Origin of the sequence: Ensifer sp. R-19, assembly GCF_049905105.1 — a bacterium.
Lineage (GTDB): Bacteria > Pseudomonadota > Alphaproteobacteria > Rhizobiales > Rhizobiaceae > Ensifer.
Genome location: NZ_CP184569.1, coordinates 3,795,620 through 3,815,229 on the forward strand (window position 1 = coordinate 3,795,620; position 19,610 = coordinate 3,815,229).

Here is a 19,610-nt window from a genome sequence, read left to right on the forward strand (position 1 = left end):
GAAGTGAAGGGGAGCGGAACCGGTATCAGGTTCGGCAAATACCGGAAAGCTAATATACAAACACAAATGTATGTTAATTCGCTTTGCAGTGCAACAGCGTGATGCGGTGCGTAGAATCAAAAAATAATTCAGCCGCCACAGGGATTTAGTCCCTGTGGCGGCTGGTTTTCACGCAGCTGTGATGGGGCGTCGGCCCCAAAATGGGGTCAGGCGAGAACGCGATCGTCGTCGCCGAAACGGTGCATGCTGCCCACCATCGGTGTCGCATAGACGATATCGTCAGGTGCATAGCGATGCTCGCCGAAGAGGCGGACGGTGATCAGGCCCACCTGCTCGGAATCGATGTAGACGATGGTGTCGGCGCCGAGATGTTCGACGTGCACCACCTTGCCCTTCCAGTCGCCGCTCTCGCGCGAAAGCGCCATGTGCTCGGGGCGAATGCCGATCGTCTTGGCGCTGATATCGCCGAGCCGCGCGCCCTCGATGAAGTTCATCTGCGGCGAGCCGATGAAGCCGGCGACGAAGACGTTTGCCGGCCGGTTGTAGAGGTCCATCGGCGAGCCGATCTGTTCGATCTGGCCGGCGTTCAAGACGACGATCTTGTCGGCGAGCGTCATCGCCTCCACCTGGTCGTGGGTCACGTAGATCATCGTCGCCTTCAGGCTGCGGTGCAGCCGGGCGATCTCGAGCCGGGTGTTGACGCGCAGCGCCGCATCGAGGTTGGAGAGCGGCTCGTCGAACAGAAAGAGCTTCGGTTCGCGCACGATCGCACGGCCGATCGCCACACGCTGACGCTGGCCGCCGGAGAGTTCGGCCGGGCGCCGGGCAAGATAGGGATCGAGCGACAGCATGTTCGCCGCCTTGCCGACCTTGTCGTCGATCTCGGTTTTCGGCTTGCCGGCCTGCTTGAGGCCAAGGCCCATATTGTCCTTCACCGTCAGGTGCGGATAGAGCGCGTAGGACTGGAACACCATGGCGATGCCGCGCTTGGCGGGCGCCACATGGCCGACTTCGGTGCCGTCGATCTGCACGCTGCCGGAGGTCGCGTCTTCGAGGCCGGCGATGGTGCGCAGCAAGGTCGACTTGCCGCAGCCGGACGGGCCGACGAAGATGACGAACTCGCCGTCCTTCACCTCGAGGTCGATGCCCTTCAGCACTTCATGGCTGCCATAGGCCTTGCGGATGGATTTGAGTTGAAGCGATCCCACCTGGTTGCCCCCTTTAGAGTTTGACTGGTCTGCCGGTGCGCACGCTTTCGTCTGCGGCAAGGCAGATGCGGAGCGACTGGACGGCATCGTTCATGTGACGGTCGAGGTCGATGTCTTCGCGAATGGCTTTCAGGACATAGGCCTGCTCGCGGTCGCAGAGTTCCTGGTGCCCGGGCTCGCCATCCATCTTGAGATCCTCATCGGCCCTCAGGAAGCGACCATTGGGACCGGTTTCGGCGTTGTGCAGCCGGATCACCGCGGTCTTGGTATGCATGTCGATGTCGTCCGACTTGGCGTTCTGGTCCATGACGATCGACACGGAGCCCTTGGGTGACATCACGTCCTTCACGAAGAAGGCCGTTTCCGAGATCATCGGACCCCAGCCGGCTTCATACCAGCCAGCCGACCCATCCTCGAAGATCACCTGCAGGTGGCCGTAATTGTACATGTCGGGGGCGATCTCGTCCGAGAGGCGAAGTCCCATGCCGCGCACTTCCACCGGCCTTGCGTCGGTGATCTGGCACATGACGTCGACATAGTGCACGCCGCAGTCGACGATCGGCGACGTCGTCTTCATCAGCGACTTGTGCGTCTCCCAGGTCGGTCCGCTCGACTGCTGGTTCAGGTTCATGCGGAAGACATAGGGGCCACCGAGCTTGCGGGCCTCGGCGATCAGCCGGATCCACGAGGGGTGGTGGCGCAGGATGTAGCCGATCACCAGCTTGCGACCGTGCTTCTTTGCAGCCGCGACGACGCGCTCGGCGTCGGCAACGGTGGTTGCCAGCGGCTTCTCGACGAAGACGTCGGCACCGGCTTCAAACGCCATGACGGCAAAGTCGGCATGGCTGTCGGAATAGGTGCAGATCGAGCAGAGATCCGGCTTCAGTTCGGCAAGCGCCGATCTGAAATCGGGATAGATCGTGTAGCCGCTGAGCTCCTCCGGCAGCGGCACCTTCGAACGGTTGACTAGACCGACGATCTCGAAGCCGGGGTTGTTGTGATAGGCGAGCGCATGGCTGCGCCCCATGTTGCCGAGCCCTGCGACGAGGACCCGGACGGGTTTGCTGCTTGCACTCACTTGACTGCTCCTGCCGTGATGCCGCGGATCAGCTGCCGCGAGAAGATGACGTAGAGAACGAGGACCGGAAGGATGGCGAGCGAGAGGGCCGCCAGAACCGCATTCCAGTTGGTGACGAACTGGCCGATGAAGATCTGCGAGCCGAGCGTCACGGTTTTGGTCGCTTCGGCCGGCGCGAGGATCAGCGGGAACCAGAGATCATTCCAGATCGGGATCATCGTGAAGACCGCGACCGTTGCCATTGCCGGCCGCACCAGCGGCAGCACCAGGCGGAAGAAGATCGAGTATTCCGACAGTCCGTCGATGCGTCCGGCATTCTTCAGGTCATCCGAGACCGTGCGCATGAACTCCGAGAGGATGAAGATCGCGAGCGGCAACCCTTGCGCCGTGTAGACCAGGATCAGCGCCGTCAGCGTGTTGACCAGGTTGGCGGCGACCATGCCCTGGAGAATGGCGACGGTGCCGAGACGGATCGGGATCATGATGCCGATCGCAAGATAGAGGCCCATCACCGTGTTGCCGCGGAAGCGGTATTCCGACAGTGCGAAGGCGGCCATCGCCCCGAAGAGCAGCACCAGCGCGATCGATACGATCGTGACGATGAAGCTGTTCTGGAAGTAGGTGGCGAAATCGCCCTGGCCGAGGACAGTTTCATAGCCGATCAGGCTGAAGGTCTGTGGCGTCGGGATCGTCAGCGGCGCCCGAAAGATTGCATTGCGGTCCTTGAACGAGTTGATGATCGTCAGGAACACCGGGAACAGCGACACCAGCGTGTAGGCGATCAGCGCCACGTGGACGAAGCCGGTGCGGAGAAAAGAATCGCGTGCTTTCGACATCTCCGGTCTCCTCAGAACTGGTAGCGGCGCATGCGGCGCTGAATGACGAAGAGGTAGAGCGACACGCCGGCGAGGATGATCAGGAACATCACCGTGGCGATCGTCGCGCCCATGGAGCGGTCACCGAGCTGCAGCTGGAAACCGAAGAAGGTGCGGTAAAGCAACGTGCCGAGAATGTCGGTCGAACCATCAGGCCCGGCGAGCGCGCCCTGCACCGTGTAGACCAGGTCGAAGGCGTTGAAGTTGCCGACGAAGGTCAGGATCGAGATGATGCCGATGGCCGGCAGGATCAGCGGCAGCTTGATCTTCCAGAACTGGCTCCAGCCGGTAACGCCGTCGCATTCGGCAGCCTCGATCACCTCGTCGGGAATGTTGAGCAGCGCCGCGTAGATCAGCATCATCGGGATGCCGACATATTGCCAGACCGAGATCAGCGACACGGCGATAAGCGCGGAACCCGGCTTTCCGAGCCAGGGCGCAAACAGCGACTTCAGGCCAACGAGGTCGAGTATCCAGGGCGACACGCCCCAGATCGGCGACAGGATCAGCTTCCAGATGAAGCCGACGATCACGAAGGAGAGCAGCGTCGGCAGGAAGATCGCGGTGCGGTAGAAGGTGACGAAGCGCAGCTTCGGGATCGACAGCATCGCGGCGAGGGCGACGCCGATCGGGTTTTGCACGCACATATGGATGATGAAGAAGATGACGTTGTTCTTCAGCGCGTTCCAGAAGTCGTGGGCCCAGCGCTCTTCCCCGAACAGTGTCTGGAAATTGGCAAGGCCGACGAAAGCTGGCTGTCCGTCAACCGTGTTGTACAGAGAGAGCCTGAGCGTCTCGATCAGCGGCAGGATCATCACCGCCGAATAGACCAGGAAGGCCGGCAGCAGGAAAACGAGGATGTGCCAGCGCTTCGGCCGCCTTGCGGTCGGCTGTCCGTCTTGCACTGAAAGAGCGTCACTCATTGGTCCATCCGTTTCTAGAAGACCGGTCCCCAGACAGTCACGATGCGCATCGACGCCACACGGCCGGTCTCGCCGCATGCCATCTGCCCTTTTTGCGAGGGCTCATGACGAAGGTTAAGTCTATCGCGTTCTTTTGCAAACGACTGCGTCGGTGGCCTCCCACGATGGGAGGCCTGTGACGCGACGGCTGGGGGAGTGCCTCATCGGCCAATGTCGCCCCGCCCGGCCTTGCTGCAACTGTCCCAAGGACAAAACATGCAGCAATTCAAACTGCTACGGCGCCCTTCTGCGTCCGACAGGACACGGGTGCCGTAGGGCCGACCCTCCCCAAAAAGGGGAGGGAACCTGTTGCGCTTACGTCTCTTCTCACTTCGCCGGCTTGTACCAGGAGTCGAGGCCCTTCTGCAGCTTCTCGGCGGCAACCTCCGGCGTATCCGTGCCGTTGATTACGTTGGCCGACTCGACCCAGGTCTCGTTTTCGAGGCTCGGCGTGCCGCGCGCCAGGATCTGGTAGGTCGAGCGGATCGTCGGCTTGCACTTTTCGCGCCAGGAGACGAATTCCTGGGCGAGCGGATCGGTCATCTTCACCGGGGTAGAGTTGAGGCTGAAGAAGCCCGGCAGTGCATTGGCGTAGATGTCGGCGAACTCAGGCGAGGCAACCCAGCTCAGGAAGGTCTTGGCCTGTTCGGCATGTGCGCTCTTGGCATTGAGGCCGATGCCGATGTCATTGTGGTCCGAGATGTAGCAGGTGTCGCCGGCGGTTTTGACCGGCGGCGGGAAGGCGCCCATCTTGAACTGTGCCTGGGTGTTGAACAGGCCGATTTCCCACGAGCCGGCCGGATAGATCGCGGCGCGACCGAGCGTGAAGAGGTTCTGGCTGTCCGGATAGGTCTGGGCTTCGAAGCCGTCGCCGAGATAGTCCTTCCACTTGGCGAGGACGCGGTAGGGCTCGACCCACGGCTCGTCGGTCAGCTTCTGCTCGCCCTTGATCAGCGCAGCGCGGCCTTCTTCGCCCTTCCAGTAGTTCGGGCCGATGTTCTGGTAGCCCATGGTTGCGGCTTCCCAGAGGTCCTTGGTGCCCATCGCCATCGGGATGTAGTTGCCGTCGGCCTTGATCTTGTCGAGGGCGGCGAAGAATTCGGCTTCCGTCGTCGGGATCTGGATGCCGAGCTGGTCGAAGGCGTCCTTGTTGTAGATGAAGCCGTGGATGACCGATGCCATCGGCACGCAGAAGGTGGACTTGCCGTCGTCGGTGGTCCAGGCGGACTTGGCGACCGGCGAGAAGTTTTCCATGCCCGGCAGCGCCGTCAGGTCGGCAAGGTGCTTCTTGTTGTAGAGTTCGAGCGAGACGTCGAACGGACGGCAGGTAACGAGGTCACCCGCGGAGCCGGCATCGAGCTTGGCGTTCAGCGCGGCATTGTATTCGGTCGGCGCCATCGGGGCGAACTTGACCTTGATGCCCGGGTTCTTCGCTTCGAAGGCAGGGATCAGTTTTTCCTGCCAGATGGCCAGGTCGTCGTTGCGCCAGCTTTCGATGGTCAGCGTCACGTCCTCGGCGTGCGCCAGCCCGGCCGTGCCGAGAATGCTCGAAGCGAGCAGCAGGCCTTTGATTGTTGTACGGGTCATGCAGGTTCTCCCTTTTTATAGGCGCCGCTTTGGCGCGGTTTGGATCCCAGAATTGTTTCAGGCCGAGACGATATCGATCGCCCGGCGCAGGTTCTGCTTGGCCTCTTTCAGAGCGGCATCCGCGGCTGCAACGTCCTTCGCGCCCGAGGCGAGAAGGATCGCGACCTTGACCGAGCCGGAAGCCTCGTTGATCAGCCGGCCGGCCTCAGTGGCGCTGATGCCGGTGATGTCGGTGACGATGCGGATCGCGCGGCCGTGCAGCTTGATATTGTCGGCGCGCAGGTTGACCATGTGGCCGTCGAGCACGTGGCCGAGATGGATGCCGACCAGTGTCGAGAACATGTTGAAGGCGATCTTCTGTGCGGTGCCGGCGCCCATGCGGGTCGAGCCGGAGACCACTTCCGGCGGCGTCTGCAAGAGGATCGAGACGTCCGCGTCCTTGAAGAGCGCCGCACCCGGATTGTTGGCGACGGCGATTACCTTGGCGCCGCGCTTGCGGGCCTCGTCGGCAGCGGCAAGCGCGTAAGGGGTGGAACCGCTTGCGGAAACGGAAACGAGACAGTCGCCCGCGCCGATGCCCGCCTTGCGCACGTCCTCTCGGGCGAGGTCCATATCGTCCTCATAACCGCCCGCGAGGTCGCTGAGGCTGGCAGCGCCGCCGGCAAGCAGGATGACGATCTGATCCTGCGCAATACCATAGGTGCCGGGCAGCTCGAGCGCATCGGCCATCGCCATGAGACCGGAGCTGCCGGCGCCCGCATAGGCAAGACGCCGCCCGGAGCTGAGCGCTTCGGCGGCAATCGAGGCGGCGGCGGAGATCGACTCAATCGCCGCATCGACGGCCTTGGCCGCTGCCTGCTGGCCGGCGGCGAGCAGTCGCAGCGCCAGCGCCGGATGCATAAGATCCAGGCCCTTGGCGTTGTCGTGACGCTCTTCGGTCTTTGCTGACGGCATGGGTCATGTCTCCTCTCGGTTGAAATTAATGCCAAAAAAATACCAATTGTCCAGCAGAATTTAACTTTCGGCGTCCGAAAAAACCGATCGTCTAAATTAGTCTTTAAATTTCAATGAATTGCAACGAAATCGAAAGCGTGGGCGGATTCAGACTTGGTTATTGGTATTTTTTTGGTATCCTCAATGGCCGGAGGTACTCATGACAAATTACCTGATAGGAATCGACGGGGGCGGGACTAGCTGCCGGGCTGCCGTGGCAACGGCAGATGGGCGCATTCTCGGGCGCGGCAAGGCCGGCGCCGCCAATATCCTGACCGACCCGGAAACCGCGCTCGCCAATATCGGCGGAGCCGCCCGCGCAGCCTTTGAAGAGGCGGGCCTCGATCCTGAGGGCATTGCTGCCGCCAAGGCGATCGTCGGTGTGGCCGGACATAATGTCGGCGATGCCGTGCATTACGTAAAGCGTCGTCTGCCCTTCGCCGCCGCCGATATCGAATCCGACGGGTTGATCGCGCTGCAAGGTGCGCTCGGCAACCAGGACGGCGCGGTCGCCATTCTCGGTACCGGCACCATCTATATTTTGCGCCAGGGAGATACGGTCAGCTATGTCGGCGGCTGGGGTTTCACCATCGGCGACCATGGCAGCGGAGCCCGCATCGGCCACGCGCTTCTGCAGGAAAGCCTGCTTGCCTTCGACAGTATTCATGCAGCTTCCGCGGTCACGGACAGCGTTCTGGCCGAATTCAACAACGACGCGCGCGATGTCGTCGATTTCGCCCGTCTTGCGAAGCCCGGCGAGTTCGGGCGCTATGCGCCGCGTGTCTTCGAAGGGGCTGCCGCAGGCGATCCAGTCGCCGTGCGGATACTGAAGGCCGCCGCACTTACGGTGGATGAGGCGCTCGATGTCGTGGTTGCACGAGGCTGTGAGAGGCTTTGTCTGCTTGGCGGATTGGCGCCGCTCTATCGCCCCTGGCTTGCCGAGCGCCATCAGGCGTTGCTCGTCGAAGCCGAGGCGGACGCATTGACCGGGTCGGTCGCTCTGGCCGCGCAACGGTTTGGCTCACAGGCGAGGGCGAGTGCATGACGCACCAGCTCGCTTCCATTCTGCCGCTTGAGGGCCTGCAGTCCGGAGGATCGGGGCCGCTCTATCTCAAGCTTCGGCAATCGCTCGAAGACGCAATCCAGTCGGGCAAGCTCAACCATGGCGACGCCTTGCCGCCAGAGCGCGATCTTGCCGACTATGCCAACATCAGCCGCGTGACCGTGCGCAAGGCGGTAGACGATCTCGTGCGCGATGGGCTGCTTGTTCGCCGCCACGGTTCCGGCACCTTTGTCGTCAAGCCGGTCTCCAAGGTGCAGCAGTCTCTGTCGCGGTTGACGTCGTTCACCGAAGACATGGCGCGCCGCGGGTTGAACACCCATGCGCGCTGGCTGGAACGCGGCCTGTTTCATCCTTCGCCGGATGAGATGATGGCGCTTGGCCTTCCCGCTGACGCGCTGGTTGCCCGCCTCGGGCGCCTGCGAATCGCCGACGACATGCCGCTTGCGATCGAGCGCGCCAGCATCTCCGCGGAGTTCCTGCCGGACCCGCAGGCCGTTACCTCGTCGCTCTATTCCGCGCTGGACAAGACACGCTCGCGTCCGGTTCGTGCCGTCCAGCGCATCTCCGCCTGCAACATCAAGGACCCGGATGCCTCGATGCTCGGCGTTGCCGTCGGCTCGGCCGGCCTTTCCATCGAACGCGTCTCCTATCTCGCATCGGGACGCGTCGTCGAATTCACCCGCTCGCTCTACCGGGGCGATGCCTATGACTTTGTCGCGGAACTGACGCTGTCGGAATCCTAAGGCGACCGCCCGCAGAAAGGAATTGACCATGCAGACCAATATGCGCCGAGAAATCGACGAGATCCCCGAAGCCGCCCAGCGCCTGCTGGAACGCTCGGCCGATCAGCTCAAGGCCGCCGGCGCGGCACTCCGCGCCAAGGATCCGGCCTTCCTGGTCACGATCGCCCGCGGCTCCTCCGACCATGCCGCGCTTTTCCTGAAATATGCGATCGAGCTGCAGGCCGGCCGGCCGGTCGCCTCGCTCGGCCCGTCGCTCGCCTCGATCTACGGCGCCAAACTGAAGCTCGGCGGTGCCGCGGCGATCGCGATTTCGCAGTCGGGCAAGAGCCCGGATATCGTCGCTATGGCCCAGGCCGCGACCGATGCCGGCGCCGTCTCGATCGCGCTCACCAACACGCTGCCCTCGCCGATCTCCGAGGCCTGCACCAACCCTCTCGACATTCTCGCCGGTCCGGAAATCGCCGTTGCGGCCACCAAGTCCTACGTCAATTCGATCGTCGCCGGCCTTGCCGTGCTCGGCGAATGGACCGGTGACGCAGCGCTTAAGCGGGCAGTCGCCGATCTGCCGAACCAGTTTGCGAAGGCCGTCAAGCTCGACTGGCAGGCCTTTGCCGACGATCTCGGCGAGGCGGAATCGCTCTATGTGCTCGGCCGTGGCCCGGCGCTTGCGATCGCCAGCGAGGCGGCGCTGAAGTTCAAGGAAACCTCCGGCATGCATGCGGAAGCCTATTCCGCGGCCGAAGTTCTGCACGGGCCGGTGGCGCTCGTCGGCGCCAAGTTCCCGGTGCTGACGCTTGCGGCCCGTGATGCAGCCGAAACTTCGGTCGCCGGCATTGCCGACGGTATGGCCGAAAAGGGCGCAGTGGTTCATGTTACATCGAGCCTTGCCGGCAAGGCCAAGCGCCTGCCGTTCGTCGAGACGGGCCACCCGATCACCGACGCGCTGACCTTGATCCTGCCGTTCTATGGCTTCGTCGAAGCCTGGTCGCGCTCGCGCGGTCTCAACCCCGACGCACCGGCGAGCCTCAAGAAGGTAACGGAGACGAGATGAGCGAGAGGAAAGCAATCACCGGCGCCCGCCTGTTCGACGGCGTCGAATGGCATGACGGCTGTGCTCTCGTGATCGAGGCCGGCCGCGTCAAGGCGATCGTGGCAGTGGCGGACGTCCCCGCCGATGCCAAAAAAATCGATGCGCATGGCATGCTGCTGGTGCCGGGCTTCATCGACCTGCAGGTCAACGGCGGCGGGGGTGCGCTTCTGAACGAAGAACCGTCCGTCGAGGGTATCCGGCAGATCTGTTCGGCGCATGCCAAGTTCGGCACAACCGCACTGCTGCCGACGCTGATCACCGACACGCGCGAAATCAGAAGCGCCACCATCAAGGCGGGTCTCGACGCCAAGGCCGCTGGCGTGCCGGGTTTCCTCGGGTTGCATCTCGAAGGTCCGCATCTCTCGGTCGCACGCAAGGGCGCCCATGATCCGACGCTGATCCGTCCGATGGACGATGCCGATCTCGCCGAAATGCTCGATTGCGCCAAGGCGCTCGGCGTGCTGATGGTGACCGTGGCGCCCGAAAACGCCACCCGGGAACAGGTGCGGGCGCTGGCCGAAGCCGGCGCCGTCGTCAGCCTCGGCCACACCGATGTCGGTTACGAAACCGCCGTCGCCTATGCCAAGGCGGGCGCAAGGACGGTGACCCATCTCTTCAACGCCATGAGCGGCCTTGGCCATCGCGAGCCGGGCGTGGTCGGTGCGGCACTTGCCACCGGCACGCTGCATGCGGGCCTGATTGCCGACGGCTACCATGTCGAGCCGGCCTCGATGGGCGTGGCGCTGCGCGCAAAAGTCGGCCCGGGCCAGATCTTCCTGGTGACCGACGCGATGTCGCCGATCGGCACGGACATGACCAGCTTCCAGCTGAACGGCCGCGAGATCCTGCGCGAGGGCGGTCGCCTGACGCTTGCCGACGGTACGCTCGCCGGCGCCGACATCGACATGCTGTCGTCGGTCCGTTTCGTGCACGACAAGCTCGGCCTGCCGGTGGAAGAAGCCTTGCGGATGGCCTCCGCCTATCCGGCCGATGCTATGGGTCTCGCCACCCACAAGGGACGGCTGAAGCCCGGCGCCGATGCGGATTTCGTGCTTCTGACGCCGGAGCTTGGCATGGGCTCTACCTGGATCGGCGGCACGCAGGTCTACGCCGCCTGATCATAACGCATCAAGCAAAAGCCCCGGACAGCGCAAATGTTGTCCGGGGATTTTCATTTCGGGCAACGTTGTCTCAGCGCGCTGAAAGTCTCGCCTTCATCGCCCGGACCGTTTCCGCATCGGTGCGGCGCCGGTCGGCCGAAACGAAGCCCATTTCGACCAATCGCGGATCCTGAGCCGGCTCACGAACGGAGCAGGAGGAGTGCACTTCGCTGACGGTCACCCGGTCGAGAAGGGCATCGACCGTATCGAGGGTGACGCCGGACCCCGGCATGATCGACAGCCGGCCCTTGGCGAGATCGACGATTTCGGCCAACCGATCGATCGCCTGCGGTGCGCTCATGGCACCGCCCGAGGTCAGGATGCGTTCGAAGCCGAGCTCGACCGCCACCTCCATCGCCTCGGCGAAATCCGGAACCAGATCGAAGGCGCGGTGCAGCGTCATCCTGAGTCCGGCCGCATGGCCTGTGAGCTTGATCAGCATCGACTTATCGAGGCGACCGTCGGCAAGGGAGGCGCCGAGCACCACGCCGGCGAGACCTGCCGCCCGCGCCGCGTCGATATCGCGACGCATGACATCGAGGTCCGCGGCGGAGAAGACGAAATCGCCCGGGCGAGGGCGGATCATGGCGTAAACGGGCACCGGCGGCGGACCGGCCAGCGCCATCAGTCCGGGATTGGGCGTCAGGCCACCGACGGACAGGGCGGCGCAGAGCTCGATCCGGTCTGCGCCGCCCTCGATCGCCGCGTAAAGCCCGTCGGCATCGTCGACGCAGACTTCCAGTTTGATGTCGCTCATATCTTCTCCTCGCCGAGGCCAAGCAGCGCCGCGCCGATCAATCCGGGCTCGACCCGGCATTCACCACGCACCACCAGCGGCCGGTCGAACTGCCGGAGAATCCGGCTACGCACTGTCCTGTCGATTTCGGCGAGCAGTTCCTCGGAATTGGAGAGTCCGCCGCCGACAGGCACGATCGTCGCGCCGGTGATGTTGATGACGAGTGCCAAAGGCGAACTCACGAGATCGACGAGCAGATCGACCGTGCGCTTTGCCTCTGCATCCCCAGCCTTCCAGGCCTCGATGATCTCATGGCTTGAAAGCGTCTTGCCATGGGCGGTCTGGTGCAGCCGCTCCAACCCGCGGGCGCCGCCAACGGTATCGACGCAGCGCTTCTGGCCGCAGCCGCAGTCATAGGCGGGAATGGCGATCGGCGGGTTGCCGGCCTCGGCCGCGATCGCCGGGCCGTGTCCCCATTCGCCGGCAAAGCCGCCATCGGCGTTGATCAGCCGGCCGTCGATCACCAGGCCGCCGCCGACCCCGGTGCCGAGAATGGCGCCGAAGACGATACGGTGGCCGCGCCCGGCGCCGGCACCTGCTTCGGCAAGCGCGAAACAGTCGGCGTCATTGGCGATCTTCACCGGCAGGTGCAGCGCCGCTTCGAGTTCGGCGACCAGGTCACGTCCGTCGATGCAGGGGATGTTGGCGCATTTGATCCGCCGCGTCTCGGGATCGATGACGCCGGTGATCGAGATCGCCACGCAATCCGGGTGTCCGCCCGCTTCGTCCAGGACCGATTCGAGCGCCTCAATGAACTGGCGGAAGTTGCTGAGCGGCGTCGTCCGTCGCGGCAGCGGAAAGATCCGGTCGCGCGAATGCACGATCGCGCCCTTGATCGCCGAGCCGCCGATGTCGAAACAGACGATCATGCCTCACCCCGGATGATCGCTTCGGCGGAAAGGGCGACCGAAAGCAGCCTGTCGTCCTGGTGATGTGGCGCTGCAAGCTGGAAGCCGACGGGCATTTCCGCCGCCCCGGTACCGCAGGGAATGGAGATGCCGCAGAAATCCAAGAAGTTGCCGATCGACGTGTTGCGCAGTGTCTTGGCGTTGGTCTTGAAGAACAGCTCGTCGTCCTCGATCAACGGCGCGATCGGCGGCGCTACATGTGGCAGCGTCGGGTGGGCGATGAGCTCGTTCGGCTTCAGGCTGTCGACCGTTTCATGGATCAGTTGGTCGCGCGCGTCGAGCAGGGCAATGTAGTCGGGCATGGTGATCTTCTCGCCGAGCCTGGTGCGGGCAACGACACGGGGATCCATCTCATTGGCCTCGTGCCCGGCCAGCCGCTCGCGATGAAGCGCATAGGCCTCGGCCGTCACCAGGGCGCCGTGGCGGGCCATCAGCCCGAAGACCGCCGAGAAGGTCGGGAAGGCGCGGCGGCTGACGGCAACGCCGGCTTTTTCAAGCCGCCTGATGGCATCCTCGAACGCCTCGACGACTTCCGTCTCCGCATCGTCGAAGACCACCGTTTCCGGGATCACCAGCGCGACGCCGGAAAGATCGGCGCGGCGCACGGTCGGGGCCGTCAGCCCGTGCATGGCAGCGTCCACCCAGACTGCGTCCTGCACCGTGTGGCAAAGGGGGCCAAGCGAATCCAGGCTTTCAGCCAGGGGAAAGACGCCCTTCATCGCGTAGCGGCCGCGTGTTGCCTTGTAGCCGACGATGCCGGTCATCGCCGCGGGAATGCGCACGGACCCGCCGGTATCGGTGCCGATGGCTGCTGGCACCAGCCCGGCCGCGACCGCGACCGCCGAGCCTGACGACGAGCCGCCGGGAATGCGCTCAACGTCGGTGGCCGCGGGGTTCCTCGGCGTGCCGTAATGCGGGTTGATGCCAAGGCCCGAAAAGGCGAACTCGCTCATATTGGTGCGGCCGACGCTGACCATGCCGGCTGCGGCAACGGCGGCAACGACCGGAGCGTCGCTCCTCGCCGGGGCGTGCGTCTGCAGCACCTTCGAGCCGGCGGTCGTGACGCTGCCGGCCACATCGAAGAGGTCCTTCCACGCGACCGGCAGGCCGTCGAGCAGGCCGAGCGAGCGTCCCGCCCTGAGGCGTTTCGAGGCGGCCTCGGCATCCCGCGTCGCGCGCTCAGGCGTCAGTTCGACGAAGATGGCATAGTCGCCGTGTGCGTCGATCGCCGCATAGGTTTGCTTGGCGAGCTCCACGGGGTCCAGCTTGCCGCTCTGCACCAGCACGGAAAGGCTGGCGAGTGTCTTTTGTTCTGTCATGTCATCCTCCGCGGAATGCTGTTCTTGCCTGCGGCTGCTGTCCGCTACGTCTACAATATCGCCGCCCTTGGCGTTTTCCATGCTTCCCTTAGACGAGGCGCGTGAATCTTGCATAAAGACTGGCTTCCGCCGCGTGTGTCTTGTCGCTGGTGGTGCCCCTGCCTACATGCATCATCGAACCTTGGGCCATACTGGAGAGCGATGATGATCTTGGACGCGGCGCGACTTTCGCTTGCCAATCTCCTTGCGCCCGAGACCCGATCGGTTTTCTGGAAGGTGCTGGGCCTGACGATACTGGCGCTCGTCGCGCTCTGGTTTGCGGTGCGCGAAGTGTTTATCTGGCTGGCGCTGCCGTGGATCGATACGCTGATGCCGGGCACGCCCGTCTGGGCCGGTTGGCTGACCTTCGTCGTCGGCATCTTCGCGAGCCTCGGGCTGGCGCTCGCCTTGGCTTTGCTTCTGGCCCCCGTCACCGCGCTGATCGCCGGCTTCTTCCTCGACGATGTTGCCGAGGTGATCGAGAAGCGGGACTATCCGAGCGAGCCGCAGGGCCGGCCGCTGCCGCTTGGCGAGGCGATCGCCGGATCGCTGAAGTTTCTCGGCGTTGTCATCCTCGGCAACCTGCTGGCGCTCTTCCTGCTGCTCGTTCCGGGCGTCAATCTCGTCGCCTTCTTTCTGGTCAACGGCTATCTGCTCGGCCGCGAATTCTTCGAGTTCGCGGCAATGCGCTATCGTGCACCGGCGGAGGCGCGGCTCTTCCGCGAGAAGCACCGTTCCACCGTTTTTCTCGCCGGCCTTCTGCTCGCGGCCTTTCTGGCGGTGCCGTTCGTCAACCTTTTGACGCCGCTCTTTGCTGCCGGACTGATGGTGCATCTGCACAAGCGGCTTTCGGCAAAGGATCCCGGATTTTCGCTCTCGGGCAGTGCGGCGGCGAAGGCCTGAGAGGCTCTTGCTTGACATGATGCCGGCTATGGCCAATCTGCCGGCAAGATCCCATTGTGCTGCGCGGGCGCGCCGGCGCGTGGCAGGACGGAGTTGGCGGACATGAACAAGACGGACGAACGGATCACCCACCTCGAGGAAACGGTGGCCCACCAGGCCAAGACCATCGAGGAACTTTCCGATCAGCTTGCCGAGCAATGGAAGGTGGTGGAACAGACGCGCGCCAAGCTCGACCGGCTGACCGAGCGTTTCCTGTCGCTCGAGGAGCAATCGCTCGATGCGCCGGCGATCACCCGGCCGCCGCACTACTGATCGAGCGCCACGGCAAACGGAAATTAAAAGGCCGCCGGTCCAACGAACCGGCGGCCTCTCTATTTACATAAGTGCTGCTCTTAGTAGGGGCAGGACTCGTCGCTCATGTAGTCGTGAACTTCGACCTTGCCGGCAATGATTTCGGCTTTCACCTTTTCCACTGCGTCGAGCATCTCAGGCGTGATCAGTGCCTTGTTGTTGTCGTCGAGCGCATAGCCGACGCCATCTTCCTTGAGGCCGAGGTTGGAAATGCCGAACTCGAACTTGTCGTTCTTGGCCGCCGTGAAGGCTTCATAGACGGCAACGTCGACGCGCTTCAGCATCGAGGTCAGGACCTTGCCCGGCTGCAGGCCGTTCTGGTTGGAGTCGACGCCGATGCCGAGCTTGCCCGCATCTGCTGCTGCCTGCAGAACGCCGACGCCGGTGCCGCCGGCTGCGTGGTAGACGACGTCCGAGCCTTGGTCGATCTGCGACTTGGCGATTTCGCCGCCCTTGACCGGGTCGTTCCAGGCGTCCGGCGTCGTTCCGGTGTAGGCTTCCAGAACCTTGACGTCAGCGCCGGTCGACTTGGCGCCGCCAACGTAGCCACAGGCGAACTTGTGGATCAGCGGAACGTCCATGCCGCCGATGAAGCTGACGGTCTTCGACTTCGAAGCGAGGCCAGCGAGAACGCCGACGAGGTAGGAGCCTTCCTGTTCCTTGAAGACGACCGATTTGACGTTCGGCTTCTCGACGACCATGTCGATGATCGCAAACTTGATATCAGGGTATTCCGGCGCGATCTTCTCGAGCGAAGCCGCCCAGTTGAAGCCGGCCATGACGATCGGGCTGTTGCCGTCGCTCGCAAAGCGGCGCAGCGCCTGTTCACGCTGGGCATCGTTGGCGATTTCGAACTCGCGGTATTCGACGCCCGATTCCGTCTTGAACTTTTCGGCGCCGTTGAAGGCAGCCTCGTTGAAGGATTTGTCGAACTTGCCGCCGAGATCGTAGATGATCGCTGGCTTGATGTCGGCGGCCAGTGCCGTCGCGGACATCATCGAAAAGGCAAAGAGACCGAGAATGGTTTTTTTCATCGTGCAGCCCTGTTGTCGCTATTGATCTTATTGGGTCCTCCCGCCGGCTCCCTGACGGAACCTGTCTGCGGAACCCACCCCCTTCTCCTTGGGGCTAGGGTGGCGCATCCTTGCACGGTCACGGCAAAAAAACACTCAAAATTTTTCAGATGGTAAAAATACAAGCCACAGAAGCCGGTACCCGTAAGGCACCGGTTCTGTTGCGCTTTTGAGATCGCCGGCAAGTGTGCGCGCCCATCCGGCGCGACCTCTGGGTTGTGGGTATCGCGCTTGCTTTCGAGAGGCCAAAGCGGCCCCCGGTGTCGGAGCGGGATGAGGAATAGTGTGTGCGGTTCTCCGCCCGCATCCCGCGCTTGTTTACACGAAACGATCACGTCGATGGTTCGGGTCGATTGAGGCCAAGCACATCGGCCTGCCTGGAACATCCCGCTCTCGGGTGGAACCACCGGAGGCGGAAAGACGCTCTAGAATCAAAGTGCTAGAGCGTCCTTCGTGCATTCAGTCGAACGCACGGCGCTCTAGTACCCGATCGGGCAACTCACCCCGGTGCCGCGCAGGCCGCAATAGCCGTTCGGGTTCTTCGCCAGATATTGCTGGTGGTAGTCCTCGGCGAAGTAGAATGGGCCGGCCTTGCCGATCTCGGTGGTGATCGTGCCGCCATGGTTGGAATACTTCAGCGCCGCCTGGAAAGTGGTGCGCGCGGCCTTGGCCTCCGCCAGCTGCTCGTCGTCATAGGTGTAGATTGCCGAGCGGTAGGTGGTGCCGATATCGTTGCCCTGGCGCATGCCCTGGGTCGGGTCGTGCTCCTCGAAGAAAGTCTTGAGCAGGGTCGCAAGCGGAACCTTCTCGGGATCATAGACGACCAGCACCACCTCGGCATGGCCTGTGAGCCCGGTGGTCGTCTCCTGATAGGTCGGGTTCCGTGTCAGCCCGCCGGCGTAACCGACAGCCGTCACGTAGACATCGGGGATCTTCCAGAGCAGCCGTTCGGCGCCCCAGAAGCAGCCCATCCCAAGCAGGATCTGCTTCGTGCCGTCGGGGTAGGGGCCCCTCAGCGGCCGCCCGGAGACGAAATGCGTCTCGGCCGTCGGGATCGCCTCGTCGCGACCCAGCAGCGCTGTCTGCGCATCGGGCATGATCGTCTTCTTGTTGAACATGTCGATCAGGAACATCAGCATACTCCTCGTCGGTGCGGAGACGGGCTCCGCTAAAAATCAGGCGGCGAAGCGGCCCGCCGCCGGCCGCTTCTTGTAACCGACCATCCACAGAACGAGCGCGAGCAGCGCCAGCACGGCGAAGGCCGGCTGCATCAGCAGCCAATGCAGCACCGAATGCCAGATCGTCTGCGCCGTATCGGAACGCTGCGCAAACTGGATCCAGCTCGCCGTGTCGGCGCCCAGTGCCTCCAGGTCGTCGCCAAGCGAGGTCATCACCAGTTCCGATGCGGCGACCGACTGAATCGCATCGACGGCACCGGCAAGTACGGCGGCAAACAACACGACGGCGCTCGCCAGCCTCAACAGAAACCGCATTGGTCCAATTTTCCCTTCATGTCACTGGCTAGCGCCTTGCCATGGTCAAGCGCAACGCCCCGGCGGCATCTTCTTCGATCGCGGGGGTCTCGGACAAGGCCCAGTGGCGAAATTATGCGGTGATCGCAGTAGAGCCGAGCTGGCATCTGGACGCTGCCGGGAGCGTGACGCTCGTACCGGCGCAAGAGATAAGCGTGCCGCCTGGTATGCACAATGGGGACGACGGGCCACTCGTTTCACAAGATGTCAACAATCTGTCAGAAAGCAGTTGATCCCAAGCAAATCATCGGTATATAGACGCGCGTCCGCCGGTTTACACCGGTCGACACCGAAGGGCCCCGCCCTTCCCATCCAGCCGGATTAACCATCGGCTGCTGACGGATGGACAGGTGGCCGAGTGGTTGAAGGCGCACGCCTGGAACGCGTGTATACGTGAAAGCGTATCGAGGGTTCGAATCCCTCTCTGTCCGCCATTCTCCTCCCTTGCCACAGCGATCAATATCGAGACGTTGCCAACCCGCTTGGCGCCATCACGCAAGAAATCTTCTTCGGCGCGATCCGTTTCGCCTCTCCGTTTCGTCTTCGCTGTGTCCGTAGCAAAGGAGACACGCTGATGACCACCGAACCTGTCACACTCGTCAATCTGCTGAAGGTCGACCCCGGCAAGCAGGCGCAATTGATCGCGCTCCTGAAGCGCAACATCGAAACCGTGATCAGCACACTCGGCGGTTGGCGCACAAGCCGGTTGATCGCCGCCAAGGACGGCGCCAGCGTCATCATCTATTCGGAATGGGAGACGCCGGCGGCCATTGAGGCGATGCGGGCCGATCCCCGGATGAAGGCCTACTTTCCGCAGATCCTGGAACTGGCAAGCCTTGAGTCGATCCTGGGCGAGGCCGTGTTCAGCGACAACAGGTGATGTCGATCCGCCGCCGACGCCCGCCGAGAGTGGCCGGAAGGCGGCGGACATTTTCTTGGAGCCGCGTTATCGTGCCGTCGTCGCCCGTGGGCTGACGCCTGGAGATGCGCCCATGGAGCTCGATACATGAACGTGGAAGATTTCGAGGATCGCCTGCGCGAGTTCAGGCCGCGGCTGCATCGCTATTGCGCGCGCATGACCGGCTCGGCCGTGGACGGCGAGGACGTGCTGCAGGATACCTTGATCAAGGCCCTGCAGGCGCGGGCGGACGGTGTGGTCGTGGACAATTTCGAGGGCTGGTTGCTTCGCATCGCCCACAATACCAGCCTCGATTTCCTGCGCCGGCGGTCCAGGCACAGGGTCGTTCCGCTGCGCGATGATCTGGAGGACGCACCGCTGCCCCAAGCGGACATCGTTGCGGTCGGCTTTCACACCTTCCTGCAGCTGCCTGAATTTCAGCGCTGCGCCGTGATTCTCAAGGATGTGCTCGGACATTCGATCGAAGAAATCGCGGATATTGCCGACTGCACGCCGGCGGCTGCCAAGTCGGCGCTCCAGCGCGGACGCGCGTCGCTCCGGCAACTGGCGGACCGCCCGGACGATGTGCGGCTGCCGCTGATGTCCGATGCCAACCGGCAGAAGATGGCGACCTATGTGCGCCTGTTTCAGGGGGGCGATTTCGATGCGATCCGCGCCATGCTGGCCGACGACGTCAAGCTCGAGCTGGTCAACAGGCTGAGGCTGGAGGGCCGTGAGGGCATTGGCCGCTACTTCACCCGTTATGCCGGGGAGACGAGGTGGCGTTTCGCGCTTGGAGCGATCGAAGGGCGTCCGGTCATGCTGGTTTTCGACAGCACCGGTGCCATGGAGAAGCCGGCGCATTTCGTCCTTCTCGACTGGCACGAGGACGAGATCGCTGCGATCCGCGACTTTCTCTTCGCGCCCTATGTGCTTGAAACCGTCGATTGGGTTCGTCTGGCCTAGCGCGAAGGGGCCTCCGTTGATTGACCGTCCGATCTCCGCCGATACCGTTGAAAAACTCGGCATTGC

General features: G+C 63.3%; 20 protein-coding genes and 1 tRNA gene. 9 read left to right on the plus strand and 12 right to left on the minus strand.

Features of this window, described 5'->3' with window-relative positions; translation table 11 throughout:
• Nucleotides 1-206: 206 nt before the first annotated feature.
• From ACN9MO_RS18225 to ACN9MO_RS18250, 6 genes are all read right to left on the minus strand, one after another.
• Nucleotides 207-1,208 carry an ABC transporter ATP-binding protein gene (locus tag ACN9MO_RS18225; RefSeq protein ID WP_058324492.1) on the minus strand — a complete coding sequence of 334 codons (1,002 nt, stop codon included), beginning with the start codon at nucleotides 1,206-1,208 and terminating at the stop codon, nucleotides 207-209.
• A gap of 13 nt (nucleotides 1,209-1,221) precedes the next feature.
• A complete protein-coding gene (locus ACN9MO_RS18230; RefSeq protein WP_113132904.1) occupies nucleotides 1,222-2,286 on the minus strand; it encodes a Gfo/Idh/MocA family protein in 1,065 nt (354 codons plus the stop codon).
• Entirely contained in the window at nucleotides 2,283-3,122 is an 840-nt protein-coding gene (locus ACN9MO_RS18235) for a carbohydrate ABC transporter permease (protein ID WP_057247778.1), read from the minus strand. Before ACN9MO_RS18235 ends, ACN9MO_RS18230 begins: the two co-directional genes overlap by 4 nt.
• Nucleotides 3,123-3,133: 11 nt before the next feature.
• The gene (locus ACN9MO_RS18240) at nucleotides 3,134-4,084 is read right to left on the minus strand and encodes a carbohydrate ABC transporter permease (protein ID WP_057248225.1); all 951 of its coding nucleotides are present in this window, start codon (nucleotides 4,082-4,084) and stop codon (nucleotides 3,134-3,136) included.
• Between the two features lie 366 nt (nucleotides 4,085-4,450).
• Nucleotides 4,451-5,710: an ABC transporter substrate-binding protein gene (locus ACN9MO_RS18245; protein ID WP_113132903.1), complete on the minus strand. Its 1,260-nt coding sequence runs from the start codon at nucleotides 5,708-5,710 to the stop codon at nucleotides 4,451-4,453.
• A gap of 57 nt (nucleotides 5,711-5,767) precedes the next feature.
• Complete coding sequence (locus ACN9MO_RS18250; RefSeq protein WP_058326166.1) at nucleotides 5,768-6,664, minus strand: N-acetylmuramic acid 6-phosphate etherase; 897 nt, start codon at nucleotides 6,662-6,664, stop codon at nucleotides 5,768-5,770.
• A gap of 199 nt (nucleotides 6,665-6,863) precedes the next feature.
• Here ACN9MO_RS18250 and ACN9MO_RS18255 point away from each other — a divergent pair, with 199 nt between their 5' ends.
• Genes ACN9MO_RS18255 through nagA form a run of 4 tightly spaced genes read left to right on the plus strand, consistent with a single transcriptional unit; the run spans nucleotide 6,864 to nucleotide 10,717 of the window.
• On the plus strand, nucleotides 6,864-7,748 hold the full coding sequence (locus ACN9MO_RS18255) for an N-acetylglucosamine kinase (RefSeq protein ID WP_058326167.1): 885 nt from the start codon (nucleotides 6,864-6,866) through the stop codon (nucleotides 7,746-7,748).
• Entirely contained in the window at nucleotides 7,745-8,509 is a 765-nt protein-coding gene (locus ACN9MO_RS18260; RefSeq protein ID WP_057247782.1) for a GntR family transcriptional regulator, read from the plus strand. Before ACN9MO_RS18255 ends, ACN9MO_RS18260 begins: the two co-directional genes overlap by 4 nt.
• A gap of 28 nt (nucleotides 8,510-8,537) precedes the next feature.
• The gene (locus ACN9MO_RS18265; protein ID WP_112994223.1) at nucleotides 8,538-9,560 is read left to right on the plus strand and encodes an SIS domain-containing protein; all 1,023 of its coding nucleotides are present in this window, start codon (nucleotides 8,538-8,540) and stop codon (nucleotides 9,558-9,560) included.
• On the plus strand, nucleotides 9,557-10,717 hold the full coding sequence (gene nagA / locus ACN9MO_RS18270) for an N-acetylglucosamine-6-phosphate deacetylase (protein WP_057247784.1): 1,161 nt from the start codon (nucleotides 9,557-9,559) through the stop codon (nucleotides 10,715-10,717). The genes ACN9MO_RS18265 and nagA overlap by 4 nt, the downstream gene beginning before the upstream one ends.
• Before the next feature lie 73 nt (nucleotides 10,718-10,790).
• On the opposite strand, the gene ACN9MO_RS18275 is transcribed toward nagA, so the two are convergent.
• Genes ACN9MO_RS18275 through ACN9MO_RS18285 form a run of 3 tightly spaced genes read right to left on the minus strand, consistent with a single transcriptional unit; the run spans nucleotide 10,791 to nucleotide 13,782 of the window.
• Nucleotides 10,791-11,516: a copper homeostasis protein CutC gene (locus tag ACN9MO_RS18275; RefSeq protein ID WP_058324499.1), complete on the minus strand. Its 726-nt coding sequence runs from the start codon at nucleotides 11,514-11,516 to the stop codon at nucleotides 10,791-10,793.
• Nucleotides 11,513-12,424 carry an ROK family protein gene (locus ACN9MO_RS18280; protein WP_110877804.1) on the minus strand — a complete coding sequence of 304 codons (912 nt, stop codon included), beginning with the start codon at nucleotides 12,422-12,424 and terminating at the stop codon, nucleotides 11,513-11,515. The genes ACN9MO_RS18275 and ACN9MO_RS18280 overlap by 4 nt, the downstream gene beginning before the upstream one ends.
• Nucleotides 12,421-13,782: an amidase gene (locus tag ACN9MO_RS18285; protein ID WP_113132928.1), complete on the minus strand. Its 1,362-nt coding sequence runs from the start codon at nucleotides 13,780-13,782 to the stop codon at nucleotides 12,421-12,423. Before ACN9MO_RS18285 ends, ACN9MO_RS18280 begins: the two co-directional genes overlap by 4 nt.
• Before the next feature lie 204 nt (nucleotides 13,783-13,986).
• Between ACN9MO_RS18285 and ACN9MO_RS18290 the strand changes: the two genes are divergently transcribed.
• Both ACN9MO_RS18290 and ACN9MO_RS18295 read left to right on the plus strand, forming a co-directional pair.
• On the plus strand, nucleotides 13,987-14,724 hold the full coding sequence (locus tag ACN9MO_RS18290) for a sulfate transporter family protein (RefSeq protein ID WP_057248227.1): 738 nt from the start codon (nucleotides 13,987-13,989) through the stop codon (nucleotides 14,722-14,724).
• Between the two features lie 102 nt (nucleotides 14,725-14,826).
• Entirely contained in the window at nucleotides 14,827-15,036 is a 210-nt protein-coding gene (locus tag ACN9MO_RS18295; RefSeq protein WP_057248228.1) for a SlyX family protein, read from the plus strand.
• Nucleotides 15,037-15,116: 80 nt separating this feature from the next.
• Here the strand turns inward: ACN9MO_RS18295 and ACN9MO_RS18300 are convergent, their stop codons facing one another.
• From ACN9MO_RS18300 to ACN9MO_RS18310, 3 genes are all read right to left on the minus strand, one after another.
• On the minus strand, nucleotides 15,117-16,109 hold the full coding sequence (locus ACN9MO_RS18300; protein WP_057247787.1) for a BMP family lipoprotein: 993 nt from the start codon (nucleotides 16,107-16,109) through the stop codon (nucleotides 15,117-15,119).
• A 518-nt stretch (nucleotides 16,110-16,627) separates the two neighbouring features.
• The gene (gene msrA, locus ACN9MO_RS18305; protein WP_113132927.1) at nucleotides 16,628-17,281 is read right to left on the minus strand and encodes a peptide-methionine (S)-S-oxide reductase MsrA; all 654 of its coding nucleotides are present in this window, start codon (nucleotides 17,279-17,281) and stop codon (nucleotides 16,628-16,630) included.
• A gap of 42 nt (nucleotides 17,282-17,323) precedes the next feature.
• Nucleotides 17,324-17,641 (minus strand): hypothetical protein, encoded by a 318-nt coding sequence (locus ACN9MO_RS18310; RefSeq protein ID WP_057247788.1) that lies wholly within the window; start codon nucleotides 17,639-17,641, stop codon nucleotides 17,324-17,326.
• Nucleotides 17,642-18,024: 383 nt separating this feature from the next.
• Here ACN9MO_RS18310 and ACN9MO_RS18315 point away from each other — a divergent pair.
• The 3 genes from ACN9MO_RS18315 (at nucleotide 18,025) to ACN9MO_RS18325 (ending at nucleotide 19,544) form a co-directional block, all read left to right on the plus strand.
• A tRNA-Ser gene (locus ACN9MO_RS18315) sits at nucleotides 18,025-18,114 on the plus strand.
• Between the two features lie 140 nt (nucleotides 18,115-18,254).
• Nucleotides 18,255-18,560, plus strand: coding sequence for an antibiotic biosynthesis monooxygenase family protein (locus ACN9MO_RS18320; RefSeq protein ID WP_110877805.1), 306 nt, complete (start codon nucleotides 18,255-18,257; stop codon nucleotides 18,558-18,560).
• Between the two features lie 126 nt (nucleotides 18,561-18,686).
• Entirely contained in the window at nucleotides 18,687-19,544 is an 858-nt protein-coding gene (locus ACN9MO_RS18325) for a sigma-70 family RNA polymerase sigma factor (RefSeq protein WP_110877806.1), read from the plus strand.
• The last annotated feature ends 66 nt before the right edge of the window (nucleotides 19,545-19,610 follow it).